This window comes from Streptomyces sp. NPDC028314, from assembly GCF_055565795.1.
This window is the reverse complement of the sequence record NZ_JBVHTP010000009.1, coordinates 233,487-252,237: the sequence shown is the minus strand read 5'-3', so window position 1 is coordinate 252,237 and position 18,751 is coordinate 233,487. Positions and strand designations below refer to the sequence as shown.

The following is an 18,751-nucleotide window of genomic DNA, read 5'->3' as shown; positions in this document are numbered from 1 at the left end:
CCCTACATATATTGATTCGATCAATATTGACAGGGATTGAATCCATCATGGATGGTCGATCCATGAATACAGCCGTCGAAGTACCCCGCGGACTCGCGGGAGTCGTGGTCACCGAAACCGCACTCGGTGACGTCCGAGGCCGCGAGGGCTTCTACCACTACCGCCAGTACTCCGCCGTCGAGCTCGCCGAGAGCCGCAGCTTCGAGGACGTGTGGCACCTGATGTTCCGCGGGGCACTGCCCGCCGACACCGCCGAGCGGGCCGCGTTCGCCGAGGAGATCGCCCCGCTGCGCCACCTTCCCGCCGCGGTCCGGGACGCCCTGCCCGCCCTCGCCCGGGGCACCGCACTGTCCGGGCCGCTCGCAGGTCTGCGTACCGCCCTCTCGCTGCTCGGCGCCTCCGCCGGCTTCCGCCCGGTCTACGACCTCGACCCCGGCCGCCGGGCCGCCGACGCCCTCGCCGCCTGCGCCGCCGTACCCACGCTGCTCACCGCCCTGCACCGGCTGGGGCAGGGCCTGGATCCGGTGGAACCGCGCGACGACCTGCCGTACGCCGCCAACTACCTCTACATGCTGACCGGCCAGGAGCCGGACCCGGTCAAGGCCCGCGCGGTGGAGCAGTACCTGATCTCCACCGTCGACCACGGCTTCAACGCCTCGACCTTCACCGCCCGCGTGATCGCCTCCACCGGCGCCGACGTCGCCGCCTGCCTGACCGGGGCGATCGGCGCGCTCTCCGGACCGCTGCACGGCGGCGCCCCCAGCCGCGCCCTGGACACCCTCGACGCCATCGGCACGGCCGACCGCATCCAGCCGTGGATCCGCGAACGCGTGCGCGCCGGAGAGCGCATCATGGGCTTCGGCCACCCCGTCTACCGCACCGAGGACCCGCGCTCGCGGATGCTGCGCGGCATCGCCCGCGGGTTCGGCGGCCCGCTCGTCGACTTCGCCGTCGAGGTCGAGCGGCAGGTCGAGGCGATCCTGGCCGAGCTCAAGCCGGGCCGCGAGCTGCACACCAACGTGGAGTTCTACGCCGGCGTGGTCATGGAACTGTGCGGGCTGCCGCGCGAGATGTTCACCCCCACCTTCTGCGCGGCCCGGGTGGTCGGCTGGAGCGCCAACATCCTGGAACAGGCCGCCGACTCGAAGATCATCCGCCCGGCCGCCCGCTACACCGGGCCGACCCCGCCCCAGCCGGTGCCGCCGCTCGGCTGACCGCCCACCGCGGCCGGCTGGCTACCATCGGCTGGGTGAACAGCAGGCAGCCCACCCCAGCCATCCCCGTCGTGGTCCTCGCCGGATTCCTCGGATCCGGCAAGACCACCCTGCTCAACCACCTCCTCGGCAACCGGGGCGGCACCCGGATCGGGGTCGTCGTCAACGACTTCGGCTCCATCGAGGTCGACGCGATGTCGGTGGCCGGACAGCTGGGCGACTCGATGGTCTCGCTCGGCGGCGGCTGCCTGTGCTGCGCCGTCGACGGCAGCGAGCTGGACGCGTACCTGGAGAAGCTCTCCGCGCCCGTCCACCGGATCGACGTCATCGTCATCGAGGCGAGCGGCCTGGCCGAGCCGCAGGAGCTGATCCGGATGCTGATGGCCAGCGAGAATCCGGCGGTCCGCTACGGCGGCATGGTGGAGGTCGTCGACGCGGCGGAGTTCGACGCGACCCGGGCCAGGCATCCGGAGACCGACCGGCACCTCGCCGTCGCGGACCTGGTGGTGCTCAACAAGACCGACCGGGTGGACGCCGCCGAGCGCGCCCGCATCGAGGACGTGCTGGCGGGCCTCTGCGCGCCGGGCACCCCGGTGATCGGCGCCGACCACGGGCGGATCGACCCGGAGCTGCTCTTCGACCGCCGCCCCTGGACGCAGACGCGCGGGCAGCTCTCCTTCGAGGACCTGCTGGCCGAGGCCGGGGAAGGTGACGACTTTGGCCACGCGGATCATGCGGACCGCGCCGGCCACGCGGGTCATGCCCACGCCGCCTACCAGAGCACCGAGTTCGTGTCCGAGCAGGCCCTGAGCCCGCGCAGGTTCATCGACTTCCTCGACCGCCGCCCGGCCGGGCTCTACCGGATCAAGGGCTTCGTCTACTTCGGCGTCCCCGGTCACCAGGAGCGCTACGAGGTCCACGCGGTCGGCCGGTTCCTCCGCTTCACCCCCGGCCCCTGGGGGAAGGGCGAGCCCCGGCTGACCCGGCTCGTCCTGATCGGCTCGGGCACCGACGGCCCCGCCCTGCTCCGCGAACTGGATGCCTGCCGCGAGCCGGAGCCGCAGCACGCCCGCCCCGAGAGCATGTGGGGCGTGCTGCGGTACGTGCCCCGGCCCGCGCAGTCCGATGAGCCCGGCGAACCCGGCGAACCCGACGGGCGCGGCGACGACCTGACGCCCTAGGCCACCTCGACCCCGTACTCCCGCAGCAGGTCCTCCAGCCCGCCCCGGTAGCCCTTGCCGCCGATCACGAACTTCCAGTCGCCGTTGGGCCGGCGGCGGAACGAGCCGAGCACCAGGGCCGTCTCGCCGGCCCGGCCGTCGGAGACCTCCAGCTGGTCGATCTCCTGGCCGGCCGCTGTGAGGAGCCGGATCCGGGCATCGGTGAAGCCCGCGAGGTCGGCGTGCGGGTTGACCTCCGGGTCGATCGCGGCGGCGAGGACCAGTCGGTCGGCGCGCAGCGGCAGGGCGTCGAAGTCGACGTCGACCGCGGCCTTGTCGGGTGCGGCCTGCGCGCGGGAGCGGACCGAACCGTCCGGGGTGCGGGGGTTGTTGAAGAACACGAAGTGGTCCTCGTCCAGCACCCGGCCGCCCTCGCAGACCAGCGCGCACACGTCCAGCGCCACGCTGCCCGCCCAGGACATGCCGAGGACGTTGTGCTCAAGAGCCCCGGCCCCAGGTTCGGCCTCGGCCTGGGCGGTCTGCCGACCCGCTCCCCGTGCCGTGCGCTGGGCGGGCACCGAGGCCGGCTCCGGAGCGGGCGTCGCGAACGCCACCGTCACCGCCTCCGAAGCGGCGGCGGGCGCCGCGGCCGGGCCGCCGCCGAGGCGTCCCCGCAGCCCGTACCGGTGCAGCAGGTCCACCAGCTCCACCCCGGGAACCAACTCCAGCGGCTTGCCGTTGGCAAAGGTGTACGAGCTCGGCCCGAAGGACGAGGTGGTGACCAGCACCCCCTTGTTCGCCCCGGCGTCCTGGACCGTGCCGTACAGATCCCGTACCGCCGTGGGCGGCACGGTGTTGCGGTAGCGCTTGACCTGCACCACGATCCGCCCGCCCCGGATCGGCGCCGGGTCCAGCGCCTCGACGTCCACCCCGCCGTCGCCCGACCTCTGGGTGGTCACCGCCTCCATGCCCATCGCCCGGAAGAGTTCCGCGACCAGGTTCTCGAAGGCGATCGGGTCCATCTCGAAGAGATCGGGCTCGTCCCCGTCGCCGCCCTCCTGCCCGCCGTGGCTGACGACACCGCCCACCTCGCCGGGCCGGCGGCCGGGGCGTACGGCGGCCAGCTGGTCCGGCCGCGCCGACAGCTGTCCCCTCAAGCCCTCCACCAGACAGTCCACCGCGCTGACCTGTTCCAGCCGCAGCACCTCGAAGGCGGACCGGGCCGCCGACACCGTGCCCAGCACCAGCTGCGTCTCCAGGCCCGTCACCGGATCGTGTGCGTCCACGAAGCCGTTGACCACCACCGAGTCCAGCGCACCGAACTCGTCCGCCGCGTACAGCTCGCGCAGCACCAGCAGCAGGCACTGTGCCAGGAGGTCCCGGTACACCGCCCTGCGCTGGGCGGCCGGCCGCGCCGTCTCCTTGTCCTGGTCCGTGCTCGGCATATAGCGCACCGACTTGGCTTCCGGTACCACCTCGTAGCGCGGCAGCTCCCAGTCCAGCACCAGCTGCCGGGCCGCCGGGTCGTACGCCGCGGACACCTGCCTCGGCAGGTCCTCGGGCCAGGCCGTGGAGGCGTACAGGGCGGCCGAGAAGTACTCCACCGCGGCCTCGGCGTCGCCCGCGCGCAGGGCACCGCCCAGTTCGGTGAGCCCGCTGTTGTGGGCGCGGATCCCGGCGAGCTGCCCCGCCGCCCACTGGTCGTACTGCTGCCGGTACGCGGCCAGCTGCGCCTGCCGCTGCTGCTCCGCCGCGTGGGCGGCCTGCCAGGCCTGGGTGTAGCGCTCGTGCGCCTCGCGCTCGGCCTGCGCCCGCCGGTTCGAGCCGAGCGTCCAGCCACTGCTCTGCTGCTGGAACTGCTGGAGGTGCGGCATCGGCACGGGGTGCGCGAGGGTGCCGGGGTTGAAGGGCTCCAGCCGCTCGGACCGCACCAGTGCGGTCATCCGGAACGCCGGTGCCCGGCAGCCGGCGACGAGCAGCCCCTGCAGAGCGGCCACTTCCGCGTCGAGCTGCTCGGTCCGTCGCCGGGCCTCGGCCTCGCGGTGCTGCTTGTAGGCGGCCTGCTGCTCCCGCTGTCCGCGGGCCATGTCCCGTTCGTAGGCACGCTGTCTGCGTTCGGCCTCGCGCTGCTGGATCAGCTGCGTCCGCTGCTGCTGGCGCTGGGCCTCGGCCCAGACCCCGATCAACCCGCTCGACCGACGACTCATCAGCTCTGTTCTCCCGCCCCCACCACTATGTATCAAGAAAACACTAATGGGCGTGCGGGGTGCGCGTTCCTCAGTCCGCGCACCCCGCACGCCCCAGTGCCTGATCCAGGCGGTGCCGTACGTCCTACAGAGCGCCTCCGGCCAGCGCCCCGACGGGAGCGGCGAGCGTCGTGCCCGAGCCGTCACGCCGCGGGTCCACGGCCGGCAGGGCGACCGGGCTGCCGTTCGCCGAGGCCGCCCGGACCGGGACGCCCCCGGCCCACGCCAGCACCAGCACGTCCTCGCCCTTCAGGAACCGCTGGCAGCGCACGCCGCCGGTGGCCCGGCCCTTGCGCGGGTACTGGTCGAAGGGGGTCAGCTTCACGGACTGCACCGAGTCGTCCAGCGTGCCGTGCGAGCCCGCGACCGTGAACACCAGCGCGTCCCGGGCCGGGTCCACGGCCGAGAAGTGGATCACCTTGGCGTTGTCGGAGAGCTTGATGCCCGCCATACCGCCCGCCGGGCGGCCCTGCGGGCGCACCTGAGCGGCCGGATAGCGCAGCAGCTGGGCGTCGTCGGTGATGAAGACCAGGTCCTCCTCGCCCGTGCGCAGCTCGACCGCGCCGACGATCCGGTCGCCCTCCTTGAGGGTGATGACCTCCAGCTCGTCCTTGTTGGCCGGGTAGTCCGGCACGACCCGCTTGACCACGCCCTGCTCGGTGCCCAGCGCCAGGCCCTGGGAGGACTCGTCCAGCGAGAGGAGGCAGATCACCTTCTCGTCCGCCTCCAGCCCGGAGAGGAACTCCGAGACCGGGGCGCCGCCCGCCAGGTTCGGCGCGGCGTGGGTGTCCGGCAGCTGCGGCAGGTCGATCACCGACAGCCGCAGCAGGCGGCCGTACGAGGTGACCACACCGATCTCGGCCCGTGCGGTCGCCGCGACCTGCGAGATGATCAGGTCGTGCTTCGTGCGGGCGCCGCCCTCCTCCTCCGGCAGCGGGTCGCCGTTCGCCGTACGGGCCAGCAGGCCCGTGGACGACAGCAGCACCCGGCAGGGGTCGTCGGCGACCTCCAGCGGAACCGCCGCCACCGTCGTGCCCGCCGACTCCAGCAGGACCGTACGGCGCTCGGTGCCGAACTTCTTCGCGACCGAGGCCAGTTCCGAGGAGACCAGCTTGCGCAGCTCGTTGTCCGAGTCGAGGATCCCGGTCAGCTCGTCGATCTCGCCGGTCAGCCGGTCCCGCTCGGACTCCAGCTCGATCCGGTCGAAGCGGGTGAGGCGGCGCAGCGGGGTGTCCAGGATGTACTGGGTCTGGATCTCGCTGAGGGAGAAGCGCTCGATCAGGCGCTCCTTGGCCTGGGCGGAGTTGTCGCTGTCCCGGATGAGCCGGATGACCTCGTCGATGTCGAGCAGGGCGACCAGCAGGCCCTCGACCAGGTGCAGGCGGTCGCGCCGCTTGCCCCGGCGGAACTCGCTGCGCCGCCGGACGACCTCGAACCGGTGGTCCAGGTAGACCTCCAGCAGTTCCTTGAGGCCCAGCGTCAGCGGCTGGCCGTCGACCAGCGCGACGTTGTTGATGCCGAAGGACTCCTCCATCGGCGTCAGCTTGTAGAGCTGCTCCAGCACGGCCTCCGGGTGGAAGCCGTTCTTGATCTCGATGACCAGGCGCAGGCCGTGCGAGCGGTCGGTGAGGTCCTTGACGTCCGCGATGCCCTGGAGCTTCTTGGAGCCGACCAGGTCCTTGATCTTCGCGATGACCTTCTCGGGGCCGACCGTGAAGGGCAGTTCGGTGACGACCAGGCCCTTGCGGCGGGCGGTCACGTTCTCCACGGCCACCGTCGCGCGGATCTTGAAGGTGCCTCGACCGTTCTCGTAGGCGTCCTTGATCCCCGACAGGCCCACGATCCGCCCGCCGGTGGGCAGGTCCGGACCCGGCACGAAGCGCATCAGCGCCTCCAGGTCCGCCTGCGGATAGCGGATCAGGTGGCGGGCGGCCGCGATGACCTCGCCCAGGTTGTGCGGGGGCATGTTGGTGGCCATGCCGACCGCGATCCCGGAGGCGCCGTTGACCAGCAGGTTCGGGTAGGCGGCGGGCAGTGCCACCGGCTCCCGCTCCTGGCCGTCGTAGTTGGCGGTGAAGTCGACGGTGTCCTCGTCGATCGACTCCGTCATCAGTGACGTGGCGTCCGCCATCTTGCACTCGGTGTAACGCATCGCGGCCGGCGGGTCGTCGTTGCCGAGCGAGCCGAAGTTGCCGTGGCCGTCGACCAGCGGCAGCCGCATCGAGAAGGGCTGGGCCATGCGCACGAGGGCGTCGTAGATCGACGCGTCGCCGTGCGGGTGCAGCTTGCCCATGACCTCGCCCACGACGCGGGCGCACTTCACGTAGCCGCGGTCGGGGCGCAGGCCCATCTCGTTCATCTGGTAGACGATGCGCCGGTGCACCGGCTTCATGCCGTCACGGGCGTCGGGCAGGGCGCGGGAGTAGATCACCGAGTACGCGTACTCGAGGAAGGAGCCCTGCATTTCGTCGACGACGTCGATGTCGAGGATCTTCTCCTCGAAATCCTCCGGCGGCGGGGTCTTCGTGCTGCGGCGGGCCATCGCTGCGCGGCTCCTTAACCATGAAAGTGGGGTGTACTCGGGGTCTGGCGGGGGTCTTGCGGGGGTGTGGCTGGGATGTGACTGGTGGTGCGGACGGTCTTTCGACCGGTGTTGACGCGGACCATTGTGGCCCGAGGCACCGACAACGCCGACTCCGACCCAGGAGTGAACCCGGGAACTTCTCCGGCGGCCGACGCGCTTGCATACAGTGGCAGGTCTGACAGAAATCTCTGCATCGCGATCGAAGGGACCACATGCCCATGGGTCACACGGCCACAGCTCAGGCCGGCTCCGGCGGCCTGACAGCGACCGAGCACCGGCTGGCCAACGGCCTGCGCGTGGTGCTTTCCGAGGATCACCTGACTCCGGTCGCCGCGGTCTGCCTCTGGTACGACGTCGGCTCGCGCCACGAAGTCAAGGGGCGAACCGGCCTGGCTCACCTCTTCGAGCACCTGATGTTCCAGGGATCCGCGAGCGTACCGGGCAACGGGCACTTCGAGCTCGTCCAGGGCGCCGGCGGTTCGCTGAACGGCACCACCAGCTTCGAGCGCACCAACTACTTCGAGACGATGCCGACGCACCAGCTGGAGCTCGCCCTCTGGCTGGAGGCGGACCGGATGGGCTCGCTGCTGGCGGCCCTGGACGACGAGTCCATGGAGAACCAGCGCGACGTCGTCAAGAACGAGCGCCGCCAGCGGTACGACAACGTGCCCTACGGCACCGCGTTCGAGAAGCTGACCGCCCTCGCCTACCCCGAGGGCCACCCGTACCACCACACGCCGATCGGCTCCATGGCCGATCTGGACGCCGCGTCCCTGGAGGACGCGCGCACCTTCTTCCGTACGTACTACGCGCCCAACAACGCCGTGCTGTCGGTCGTCGGGGACATCGACCCCGAGCAGACGCTCGCCTGGGTCGAGAAGTACTTCGGCTCCATCCCCTCGCACGAGGGCAAGCAGCCGCCGCGCGACGGCTCGCTCCCCGAGATCATGGGCGGGCAGCTCCGCGAGGAGATCGTCGAGAAGGTCCCGGCCCGCGCGCTGATGGCCGCCTACCGCCTCCCGCACGACGGCACCCGCGAGTGCGACGCCGCCGACGTGGCGCTGACGATCCTCGGCGGCGGCGAGTCCTCCCGGCTGCACAACCGCCTGGTCCGCCGTGACCAGAGCGCCGTGGCCGCCGGATTCGGCATGCTGCGCCTGGCCGGGGCGCCCTCCCTGGGCTGGCTCGACGTCAAGACCTCCAGCGGGGTCGAGGTGCCCGCCATCGAGGCGGCCGTGGACGAGGAGCTCGCGCGGTTCGCCGCCGAGGGCCCCACGGCCGAGGAGATGGAGCGCGCCCAGGCGCAGCTGGAACGCGAGTGGCTGGACCGGCTGAGCACGGTGGCCGGCCGCGCCGACGAACTGTGCCGCTTCGCGGTGCTGTTCGGCGACCCGCAGCTCGCCCTGACCGCCGTCCAGCGCGTCCTCGACGTCACCGCCGAGGAGGTGCAGGCCGTGGCCGCAGCCCGACTGCGCCCGGACAACCGCGCGGTGCTCGTGTACGAGCCCCTGGCCGCCGCCGAGTCCGCCGAGTCCGACGAGAACGAAGGGGCGGAGCAGTGAGCGACACCGCAGCCGTCACGATGACCTTCCACCCGCAGCCGCAGGCCGGCGAGGCCAGGCCGTGGGCCTTCCCCGCCCCCGAGCGCGGTGGGCTCCCCAACGGCCTGACCCTGCTGCGCTGCCACCGTCCGGGCCAGCAGGTCATCGCCGTCGAGATCAACCTCGCGGCCCCGCTGGACGCGGAACCCCAGGGTCTGGACGGGGTGGCCACCATCATGGCCCGCGCGCTGTCCGAGGGCACCGACAAGCGCTCCGCCGAGGAGTTCGCGGCGGAGCTGGAGCGCTGCGGCGCCACCCTCGACGCGCATGCCGACCACCCGGGCATCCGGGTCTCCCTGGAGGTCCCGGCCTCCCGCCTGGCGAAGGCCCTCGGCCTGCTCGCCGAGGCACTGCGCGCCCCGGCCTTCGCCGACGCCGAGGTCGACCGGCTGGTGCGCAACCGGCTCGACGAGATCCCGCACGAGCTGGCCAACCCGCAGCGCCGCGCCGCCAAGGAGCTCTCGAAGGAGCTCTTCCCGGCCACCCTGCGGATGTCCCGCCCGCGGCAGGGCACCGAGGAGACGGTCGCCCGCATCGACTCCGGGGCCGTACGCGCCTTCTACGAGGCCCACGTGCGCCCCGCGACCGCCACCGCGGTGGTCGTCGGCGACCTGACCGGGATCGACCTGGACGCCGTCCTGGCGGAGACCCTGGGCACCTGGACGGGCAACTCCGCCGAGCCCCTGCCCGTGCCGCCGGTGACCGCGGACGACAGCGGGCGCGTGGTCATCGTGGACCGGCCCGGAGCGGTCCAGACGCAGCTGCTGATCGGCCGGATCGGCGCGGACCGGCACGACCGCGTCTGGGCCGCCCAGGTGCTCGGCACGTATTGCCTCGGCGGCACCCTCACCTCCCGCCTGGACAAGGTGCTGCGCGAGGAGAAGGGGTACACGTACGGCGTGCGCGCCTTCGGCCAGGTGCTGCGTTCCACCGCCGACGGCAAGGGCGCCTCGATGCTCGCCATCAGCGGCTCCGTGGACACCCCCAACACCGGGCCGGCGCTGGAGGACCTCTGGAAGGTGCTGCGCGTCCTCTCGGAGGGCGGTCTGACGGACGCCGAACGGGACGTGGCGGTGCAGAACTTGGTGGGCGTCGCCCCGCTGAAGTTCGAGACGGCCGCCTCGGTCGCGGGCACCCTCGCCGACCAGGTCGAGCAGGAGCTGCCGGACGACTACCAGGCGCAGTTGTACGCCCAGCTCGCCGCCACCGGCACGGTGGAGGCGACCGCGGCGGTCGTGGGCGCCTTCCCGGTGGACCGGCTGGTGACGGTCCTGGTGGGCGACGCGTCGCAGATCGCTGAGCCCGTCCGGGCGCTCGGGATCGGTGACGTGACCGTGGTCTCCAACTGACCTGAAACCGAAGGGGCTCTGGCGGCTTGCCCGCCGGGGCCCCTTTTGTCCATTTAGTGGTGTGGTTGCTTGTATGTGGTGTGGCGTAGGTAACAAAAGCGCGCACCTGTTTGGCGATTGACTGATGATCCGCCTAGCGTCGGCCGTGCTGTTCGTCAGTTGTGCCCGCCGCACCCGCGGCACCGGACAGCGATCGCCGAGTCCCCGTCAGGCGCGAGCCTGGGGAGCCGGGGACCCACATGTGTCCCTGGGGTGAATCGGACCGCCTCGCAAGAGGGGGCCCGTAGGAGACCTTCCTGCTCCGAACCCGTCAGCTAACCCGGTAGGCGAGAAGGAAGGAAAGGATCAACCCCTTCATGGCGTTTGGCAGCAGTCGTGTGGCCGGTAAGCACCGTGGTTCCAGCCGTATGAGCCGCAAGACCGCCGGTTACGCCGGTATCGCGGCCCTCGCCACCACCGGCGTCGTGGGCACGCTGGCCGGCCCCGCGTTCGCCGCGGACCAGGCCGCCGCCCCCTCGATGGAGGACACCGGCCTGAACGCCGTCGTCGTCGCCGAGGACCTCCAGGGCGAGATCGAGGCGCAGGCCGAGTCGCAGCAGCGGGCCGCCGATGCCGCCGCCGTCAAGGCGCAGGCCGAGGCCGACGCCAAGCAGCGCGCCTCCGAGGCCAAGCGCTTCGCGGAGGCCAAGGCGAAGGCCGAGCGCGAGGCCGCCGAGCGCGCCGCCCGCGAGGAGGAGCGCAAGCGCCTCAACACCTTCGTCGCGCCCGTCGACGGCTCGTACATCAGCACCCAGTACCACGCCGGTGGCGGCATGTGGTCCTCCGGCAGCCACACGGGCATCGACTTCCACGCCGCCTCCGGCACCTCGGTCCACGCCGTGGGCGCGGGCACCATCGTCGAGGCCGGCTACGGCGGTGCGTACGGCAACAACGTCGTCATCAAGCACAACGACGGCACCTACACCCAGTACGGGCACATGTCCTCGCTGAGCGTCTCCGTCGGCCAGACGGTCACCCCGGGCCAGCAGATCGGCCTGTCGGGCTCCACCGGCAACTCCAGCGGCCCGCACCTGCACTTCGAGGCGCGCACCGGGGCCGGCTACGGCTCGGACATCGACCCGGCCGCGTACCTGCGCTCGCACGGCGTGGACGTCTGACCCGCACCGCACTTTCCGTCGAAGACCCCGGCTCGCCGAGCCGGGGTCTTCTTCGTTTTCGGCCAAATGTTTCGTATTGAGGGCCGCCTTCGGTAATTATCGTGTGTTGCAATAGAGTCGCAGCGCGGTCACGAAATCAAGCGGAGGTCCGGTCTTGCGAATTCCTGCGCACGCGGTATGCACAGCGATCCGCGACGACATCATCTCCGGAGTCTTCGGACCCGGCAGCCGCCTCACCGAGGAGGTGCTGGCCCGCCGGTACGGAGTCTCGCGCGTCCCGGTCCGCGAGGCGCTGCGCACCCTGGAGTCCGAGGGCTTCGTCACGACCCGCCGGCACGCGGGCGCCTGCGTGGCCGAGCCGACCGAGCAGGAGGCCGCCGACCTCCTGGAGGTGCGGATGCTGCTGGAGCCCCTGGCGGCGGCCAGAGCCGCCCGCCGGCGCACCGAGGCGCACCTGAAGGTGCTGCGCGGGCTGGTCAGGCTGGGGCAGGAGCGGGCCAGGAAGGGGCAGGGCGAGGATCTGCGGGCCCTGGGGGGATGGTTCCACGAGACGCTGGCCCAGGCCTCCGGCAGTCCCGGGCTGATCGCCCTGCTGACCCAGATGCGGCACAAGGTCGCCTGGATGTACTCGGTGGAGGCCCCGGTGCGGCCCGCGGAGTCCTGGGCGGAGCACGGCGCGATCGTGGACGCGGTGGCGCGCGGGGACGCCGAGCGGGCCCGGTCGCTCACCGCGCTGCACGCGGACCGCGCGGCGCAGGCGCACCGGCCGCGGGTGAGGACTTCGCAACCTGCCGTAAACATGGCGAGCGGCCGGCATTAACAGAGCCCGTATACAAAGGACGGATATCCGCGCGACACCGGGGCGATAAACGGAGTCGTGCAGATTTCCCCTGCGCGGATCATCGGAATTCCCGGACGGTATTTATCCGCGGGTGGGGGTGATTTCCGCAAGCGCGTGCGCGGGCGCCCCGCGGAAACAACGAAGCCGCGGCCCCCGCACCGGGGGCCGCGGCTTCGCCGCGTGTGCGGACCCGAAGGGGTCAGACCGTCTCCGGGAGCTCCTCGAGGCCCTCGGCGACGAGCTTCGCGAGGCGGTCCAGCGCGGCCTCGGCGCCCTCGGCCTCGGACGCGAGGACGATCTCCTCGCCACCCTGGGCGCCCAGGCCCAGAACCGCCAGCATGGAGGCGGCGTTGACGGGGTCGCCACCGGCCTTGGCGATGGTCACCGGGACGCCGGAAGCGGTCGTCGCCCGGACGAAGATCGAGGCGGGACGAGCGTGCAGGCCCTCGGCCCAGCCGACGTTGACGCGGCGCTCTGCCATGGTGATGCCCTTCAGGTGCTAACGGTTGTCTAGACCAGTCTCTCACGGCACCCGGAATGCTCGAACCGACCTTCGGCCCGAATTCGCCGCCGTTCGACCTTCCCCAGCTTGCACTGATTTGCCCCGGTGTGCCGCACGCGCCGCGCGAGCACCGTCCAGTGGATCCGCCCCTTAGGGTGTGCCCATGACCATCGAGTCGGACCCCTCGTACCCGGCGCACTGGGAAGCCGACGTCGTGCTCCGCGACGGCGGCACGGCCCGGATCCGGCCCATCACCACCGAGGACGCGGGCCGCCTGGTCAGCTTCTACGAACAGGTCTCCGACGAGTCGAAGTACTACCGGTTCTTCGCCCCCTACCCACGGCTCTCCGACCGCGACGTGCGCCGCTTCACCCACCACGACTTCGTGGACCGGGTCGGTCTCGCGGCAACCATCGGCGGGGAGTTCATCGGCACCGTCCGCTTCGACCGCATCGGCCCCGACGGCCGGCCCGCCTCCGTCCCGGCCGACGAGGCCGAGGTCGCCTTCCTCGTCCAGGACGCGCACCAGGGCCGCGGAGTCGCCTCCGCGCTGCTCGAACACATCGGCGCGGTGGCCCGGGAGCGCGGCATCCGCCGCTTCGTCGCCGAGGTGCTGCCCGCCAACACCAAGATGATCAAAGTGTTCACGGATGTCGGCTACCAGCAGAAGCGCAGCTTCGAGGACGGCTCCGTCCACCTCACCCTCGACCTCGAACCCACCGCCGAGTCCCTTGCCGTGCAGCGCGCCCGCGAGCAGCGCGCCGAGGCCCGCTCGGTCCAGCGGCTGCTGGCCCCCGGGTCCGTCGCGGTGATCGGGGTCAGCCGCTCCGGCGGGGGCGTGGGCGCCGCCGCGCTGCGCAACCTGCGCGACACCGGCTTCCACGGGCACCTGTACGCGGTCAACGAGGCCGCCTCCGCCGATCTGCTGGAGGGCGTACGGGCCTACCGCGCCGTCGCCGACATCGGCGCCCCGGTCGACCTCGCGGTGGTCGCCGTCCCGGCGGAGCGGGTCCCGGACGTGGTCGCCGCGTGCGGGGAGCACGGGGTGCAGGGGCTGGTGGTGCTCTCCGCCGGATACGGGGAGAGCGGCCCGGTGGGGCTGGAGCGGCAGCGCGAACTGGTGCGGCAGGTGCGCTCGTACGGGATGCGGCTCATCGGCCCGAACGCCTTCGGGGTGATCAACACGGCGCCGGAGGTGGAGCTGAACGCCTCGCTGGCCCCGACGCCGGTCTCCGCGCGCGGCCGGATCGGCCTGTTCACCCAGTCCGGCGCCATCGGCATCGCCCTGCTGTCGGGGCTCCTGCGGCGGGGCGAGGGACTGTCCTCGTTCGTCTCGGCGGGCAACCGGGCGGACGTGTCCGGCAACGACATCCTGCAGTACTGGTACGACGACGAGGCCACCGACGTGGCGCTGATGTACCTGGAAACCCTGGGCAACCCCCGCAAGTTCACCCGGCTCGCCCGGCGCACGGCCGCCGTCAAGCCGGTGGTCGTGGCCCGGGGCGGCCGGCACACCCCGGCCGGGCACGTGGTCCCCGGGACCCGGCTGCCCGAGGCCACCGTCTCGGCACTGCTGAGACAGGCGGGCGTCATCCGGGTCGACACGGTCACGGAGCTGGTCGACGTCGGCCTGCTGCTGGCGGGGCAGCCGCTGCCGGCCGGGCCGAGGGTGGCGATCCTCGGCAACTCCGAGTCGCTGGGCGTGCTCACGTACGACGCCTGCCTGACGCAGGGGCTGCGGCCGCTCCCGCCGCTGGACCTGACGACGGCCGCCTCGCCGGAGGACTTCCGCGCGGCCCTGTCCGCGGCGCTGGCCTCGCCGGACAGCGACGCGGTCATCGTGACGGCGATCCCGTGGGTGAGCGAGCACGCGCTGGCCGACGACCTGGCCGGCGCCCTGCGCGAGGCCGTGGCCGGGCACCCCGGGAAGCCGGTGGCGGTGGTGCACGTGGAGCTGGGCGCGCTGGCCGAAGCCCTCTCGGCGGTCTCGGGCGAAGCGCCCCCGACGGGCTCGCAGCCGACGCCCCCCGGCCCGGACGCGCCGCCGGGCGCCGACCTCCCGCGGGCCGCGTCCGGGACACCGCACGCCGCAGCCGGCACCACGCCGACCGGCGCCGGGCCGGCCGGCCCCCTGCCGGCGGGGGCCCGGCTGACCGGCACCACGCCGCCGGGCCCCCTGCCGACCGGAACCGGGCTGACCGGCACCGCGCCGCCAGGCCCCCCGCTGCCCGGCCCCCCGCCGACCAGCCCCCCGCCGCGCCCCGCCGCCCGAGGCGACGGGCGGATCCCCGCGTACCCCGCCGCCGAGCGGGCCGTCCGGGCCGTCGCCGAGGCCGTCCGGTACGCGGACTGGCGGCGGGCAAACGCCGACGCCGGGCACGTCCCCGAGTACGAGGACATCGACGAGCCCGGGACCGCCGCCCAGCTCGCCGCGCTCCTCGACGGCGTCGGGGACACCGTGGTGACCCTCGACGAGGCCGACGGCCGCACGCTGCTCGCCCGGTACGGGATCCGGGTCCTGCCCACCCTCCCCGCGCCCAGCGCCGACGCCGCGGTCCGGGCCGCCCGGGTGCTCGGCTACCCGGTGGCCCTCAAGACGACCGCCCCGCACCTGCGCCACCGCGCGGACCTCGGCGGCGTACGCCTCGACCTCACCACCGAGGCCGAGCTGCGCAGGAGCTACGACGAGCTCACCGAGGCCCTGGGCAAGCCGCGCGAGCTGCTCCCCGTCGTGCAGGCCATGGTGCCGCGCGGGGTCGACACCGTCGTCCGCTCCGTCGTCGACCCGGCCGCCGGAGCCGTCCTGTCCTTCGGCCTCGCCGGCGTGGCCTCCGAGCTGCTCGGCGACATCGCCCACCGCCTCGTCCCGGCGACCGGCCGGGACACGGCCGCCCTGATCCGGTCCATCCGGGCCGCCCCCCTCCTCTTCGGCTGGCGCGGCAGCGACCCCGTGGACACCCCGGCGCTGGAGGAGCTCCTCCTGCGCCTGTCCCGACTCGTCCACGACCACCCCGAAGTGGTCGGCGTATCGCTGGAGCCGGTGGTCGTCGCCACGGCGGGGCTCTCCGTGCTCAGCGCCACGGTCCGGGTCGCCCACCCGCCCGCCCGCACCGACCTCGGACCGCGCACGCTGCCCGACTACTAGCGGGCACCGGCGCGGTCCGGCCGCCCCGGACGGGCCTTAAGATGGACCTCATGGCGAAATCCGGTACGACGACCCAGGGGCTGCGCGCGGCGATCGAGCGCAGCGGCTACTACCCGGCCCTCGTGGCCGAGGCGGTGGAGGCCGCGGTGGGCGGCGAGCCGATCTCGTCGTACCTGGTCCACCAGGAGACGACCTTCGACTCCAACGAGGTGCGTCGGCACGTCACCGTCCTCGTGCTCACCGGAAACCGCTTCATCGTGAGCCACACCGACGAGCAGGCCGCCGACGCCGGGTCCCCGTCCCCGTACGCGACCACCTCCACCGAGTCGGTCAAGCTCGGCAGCATCTCCTCGGTCGTGCTCAGCCGCGTGGTCGCCAACCCGGAGTCGTACACCCCCGGCACCCTGCCCCGCGAGGTCGTGCTGACCATCGGCTGGGGCGCGGTCTCGCGCATCGACCTGGAGCCCGCCGCCTGCGGCGACCCGAACTGCGACTCCGACCACGGTTACACCGGCAACTCCACCGCCGACGACCTCAGCCTGCGCGTCAGCGAGGCCGGCGACGGCCCGGAGACGGTGCGCCAGACGCTGGTCTTCGCCCAGGCCCTGTCCGAGGCCACCGCGGCGGCGCCCGCCGCCGGCCGCTGATGTCCTACTCCGCGCCGCCGAACTGGGACGAGCCGGAGCTGCTGGACCTCGCCGGCGCGCCCGTCCCGCACTACGGCACCGGCTCGCTCGCCGACCTCCTGCCGACCCTCGCGGCCGGCCAGGGCGTCCCCGGCCTCACCGCCGGGATCGCCGAGCTGACCCCGGCCGACCGGAACTGCGTGTTCCTGGTGGACGGCATGGGCTGGGAGCAGATAAAGGCCCACCCGCAGGAGGCCCCGTACCTGGCCTCCCTGCTCGGCAGCTCGCGCGGCGGCACCGGCCGCCCGATCACCGCGGGCTTCCCGGCGACCACCGCCACCTCGCTGGCCTCCGTCGGCACCGGCCTGCCCCCGGCCCGGCACGGCCTGCCCGGCTACGCCGTGCGGAACCCGGCCTCGGGCGAGCTGATGAACCAGCTCCGCTGGCATCCGTGGACCCCGCCGAAGCCCTGGCAGCCGTACCCGACCGTCTTCCAGCTCGCGGACGCGGCCGGGGTGCACACCGCCCAGGTCTCGGCGCCCGCCTTCCAGTCCACCCCGCTCACGAAGATCGCGCTGAGCGGCGGCACCTTCCACGGCCGGATGACCGGCGAGGAGCGGATGGACCTCGCGGCCATCCAGCTCGCCGCCGGAGAGCGCTCGCTCGTGTACACGTACTACAGCGAGCTCGACGGAGCAGGCCACCGGCACGGCGTCGACTCCGACGTCTGGCGCGGCCAGCTGATGCACGTCGACCGGCTGGTGCAGCGGCTCGTGGAGCAGTTGCCGCCGCGTACCGCGCTGTACGTGACCGCCGACCACGGCATGGTGGACATCCCGTTCGACGAGGACTCGCGGATCGACTTCGACGAGGACTGGGAGCTGGGCGCGGGCGTGGCCCTGCTCGGCGGCGAGGGACGGGCCCGGCACGTGTACGCGGTGCCGGGTGCCGAGGCCGACGTCCTGACGGTGTGGCGCGAGGTGCTCGGGGACCGCTTCTGGATCGCGAGCCGCGAAGAGGCCCTGGAACTGGGCTGGTTCGGGCCGCCGGGGGAGTGCGACGAACGCGTGCTCGGCCGGATCGGCGATGTGGTCGCCGCCGCCCACGCCGACGTCGCGATCACGGCCTCCCGCAACGAACCCAACGAATCAGGGCTCGCCGGCATGCACGGCTCCATGACGGCGGCCGAGCAACTGGTCCCGCTGCTCGAAGTCCGCACCTGACCCCGCCGCCCCCTCCCTCCTCCTGATCACGACCCGAAAGGTCCCGTACTTCCCATGCCCGAGCTGGTGTTCTTCTCCGGAACGATGGACTGCGGAAAGAGCACGCTGGCTCTCCAGATCGGGCACAACCGATCTGCTCGCGGCCTCCAGGGCGTGATTTTCACCCGCGACGACCGGGCGGGCGAGGGCAAGCTGTCCTCCCGCCTGGGTCTGGTCACGGAGGCGGTCGAGGCGACCGAAGGCATGGACCTGTACGCCTACCTCGTCGCCCAGCTGTCCAAGGGCGGCAAGGCGGACTACGTGATCGTGGACGAGGCGCAGTTCCTGGCCCCGGAGCAGATCGACCAGCTGGCCCGCATCGTCGACGACCTCGACATGGACGTCTTCGCGTTCGGCATCACCACGGACTTCCGCACGAAGCTGTTCCCCGGCTCGCAGCGCCTGATCGAGCTGGCCGACCGGATCGAGCAGCTCCAGGTCGAGGCCCTGTGCTGGTGCGGGGCCCGCGCCACCCACAACGCCCGCACGATAGACGGTGAGATGGTGGTCGAGGGCGCCCAGGTCGTGGTCGGCGACGTGAACCGCCCCGCGGGGGAGATCGGCTACGAGGTCCTCTGCCGCCGCCACCACCGCCGCCGCATGACCTCGGCCGCCGCCCACGCGAGCGCCCTCTCCCCGGACGTCCTCCCGGTCAACCACGCCTGAACCGTGGCCAAAACCCCCCACTCATCCAGCCGTTGAGTTTCCGCGAGAGCCAGATGCGTGGGTCGATGCCATTGCCAAGGTGAAAAAAATGGCCATGGGGGTGGGCGTATGCGCCGTCGCGTGGGGCGGATGGAGGCAGGTGTGGTGAGCTTGGGTGCCTTCTTCGTGCCGTCTGGGCTGAGTGCGACGACAAGGGCGGGCGCGATGTTTCGTTTTTCGCCCTCCTCGCAGAAGTGCGTCGCGCTGGTTTGACGGAAGAGCGGAGCCAGGTAAGGGCTGTGCCAGCACGGCGTCCCCGGAAACCTTGGCGGGGTGAGGACCTGCCCCGTTAGGGTCGATGGAGGATCACGCACGCGTCTGGTGAGGGGCCGTGATCACCCCGAGGCCTGATGAGCGGG

The 18,751-nt window shown here is 72.4% G+C and carries 13 protein-coding genes and 1 riboswitch; of the genes, 10 read left to right on the top strand and 3 right to left on the bottom strand.

Going from position 1 to position 18,751, the window contains the following annotated elements:
* The first annotated feature begins 47 nt into the window (after positions 1-47).
* A complete protein-coding gene (locus ACZ4TG_RS21980; RefSeq protein WP_468165283.1) occupies positions 48-1,214 on the top strand; it encodes a citrate synthase/methylcitrate synthase in 1,167 nt (388 codons plus the stop codon).
* Positions 1,215-1,249: 35 nt separating this feature from the next.
* Positions 1,250-2,395: a CobW family GTP-binding protein gene (locus tag ACZ4TG_RS21975; protein ID WP_468165281.1), complete on the top strand. Its 1,146-nt coding sequence runs from the start codon at positions 1,250-1,252 to the stop codon at positions 2,393-2,395.
* On the opposite strand, the gene ACZ4TG_RS21970 is transcribed toward ACZ4TG_RS21975, so the two are convergent.
* Both ACZ4TG_RS21970 and ACZ4TG_RS21965 read right to left on the bottom strand, forming a co-directional pair.
* Positions 2,392-4,581 carry a restriction endonuclease gene (locus ACZ4TG_RS21970; protein WP_468165278.1) on the bottom strand — a complete coding sequence of 730 codons (2,190 nt, stop codon included), beginning with the start codon at positions 4,579-4,581 and terminating at the stop codon, positions 2,392-2,394. The genes ACZ4TG_RS21975 and ACZ4TG_RS21970 overlap by 4 nt on opposite strands.
* A gap of 124 nt (positions 4,582-4,705) precedes the next feature.
* Positions 4,706-7,162 carry a DNA gyrase/topoisomerase IV subunit A gene (locus ACZ4TG_RS21965; protein ID WP_468165276.1) on the bottom strand — a complete coding sequence of 819 codons (2,457 nt, stop codon included), beginning with the start codon at positions 7,160-7,162 and terminating at the stop codon, positions 4,706-4,708.
* A 260-nt stretch (positions 7,163-7,422) separates the two neighbouring features.
* Between ACZ4TG_RS21965 and ACZ4TG_RS21960 the strand changes: the two genes are divergently transcribed.
* The 4 genes from ACZ4TG_RS21960 to ACZ4TG_RS21945 all read left to right on the top strand — a co-directional run bounded on the left by ACZ4TG_RS21960 (position 7,423) and on the right by ACZ4TG_RS21945 (position 12,131).
* On the top strand, positions 7,423-8,766 hold the full coding sequence (locus ACZ4TG_RS21960) for a M16 family metallopeptidase (RefSeq protein ID WP_468165274.1): 1,344 nt from the start codon (positions 7,423-7,425) through the stop codon (positions 8,764-8,766).
* A 20-nt stretch (positions 8,767-8,786) separates the two neighbouring features.
* Positions 8,787-10,154: a M16 family metallopeptidase gene (locus tag ACZ4TG_RS21955; RefSeq protein ID WP_468165490.1), complete on the top strand. Its 1,368-nt coding sequence runs from the start codon at positions 8,787-8,789 to the stop codon at positions 10,152-10,154.
* A gap of 184 nt (positions 10,155-10,338) precedes the next feature.
* Positions 10,339-10,497: riboswitch (cyclic di-AMP (ydaO/yuaA leader) on the top strand.
* A gap of 13 nt (positions 10,498-10,510) precedes the next feature.
* Positions 10,511-11,311 carry a M23 family metallopeptidase gene (locus ACZ4TG_RS21950; RefSeq protein WP_468165272.1) on the top strand — a complete coding sequence of 267 codons (801 nt, stop codon included), beginning with the start codon at positions 10,511-10,513 and terminating at the stop codon, positions 11,309-11,311.
* 154 nt (positions 11,312-11,465) lie between these two features.
* Positions 11,466-12,131 (top strand): GntR family transcriptional regulator, encoded by a 666-nt coding sequence (locus ACZ4TG_RS21945; RefSeq protein WP_468165269.1) that lies wholly within the window; start codon positions 11,466-11,468, stop codon positions 12,129-12,131.
* Between the two features lie 220 nt (positions 12,132-12,351).
* On the opposite strand, the gene ACZ4TG_RS21940 is transcribed toward ACZ4TG_RS21945, so the two are convergent.
* A complete protein-coding gene (locus ACZ4TG_RS21940) occupies positions 12,352-12,633 on the bottom strand; it encodes an HPr family phosphocarrier protein (RefSeq protein ID WP_079430157.1) in 282 nt (93 codons plus the stop codon).
* 184 nt (positions 12,634-12,817) lie between these two features.
* Here ACZ4TG_RS21940 and ACZ4TG_RS21935 point away from each other — a divergent pair, with 184 nt between their 5' ends.
* Genes ACZ4TG_RS21935 through ACZ4TG_RS21920 form a run of 4 tightly spaced genes read left to right on the top strand, consistent with a single transcriptional unit; the run spans position 12,818 to position 18,353 of the window.
* The gene (locus ACZ4TG_RS21935) at positions 12,818-15,799 is read left to right on the top strand and encodes a bifunctional acetate--CoA ligase family protein/GNAT family N-acetyltransferase (protein ID WP_468165267.1); all 2,982 of its coding nucleotides are present in this window, start codon (positions 12,818-12,820) and stop codon (positions 15,797-15,799) included.
* A 50-nt stretch (positions 15,800-15,849) separates the two neighbouring features.
* Positions 15,850-16,446, top strand: coding sequence for a DUF5998 family protein (locus tag ACZ4TG_RS21930; protein ID WP_468165265.1), 597 nt, complete (start codon positions 15,850-15,852; stop codon positions 16,444-16,446).
* Positions 16,446-17,648 carry an alkaline phosphatase family protein gene (locus tag ACZ4TG_RS21925; protein ID WP_468165263.1) on the top strand — a complete coding sequence of 401 codons (1,203 nt, stop codon included), beginning with the start codon at positions 16,446-16,448 and terminating at the stop codon, positions 17,646-17,648. The genes ACZ4TG_RS21930 and ACZ4TG_RS21925 overlap by 1 nt, the downstream gene beginning before the upstream one ends.
* Before the next feature lie 54 nt (positions 17,649-17,702).
* A complete protein-coding gene (locus ACZ4TG_RS21920; RefSeq protein ID WP_468165261.1) occupies positions 17,703-18,353 on the top strand; it encodes a thymidine kinase in 651 nt (216 codons plus the stop codon).
* The last annotated feature ends 398 nt before the right edge of the window (positions 18,354-18,751 follow it).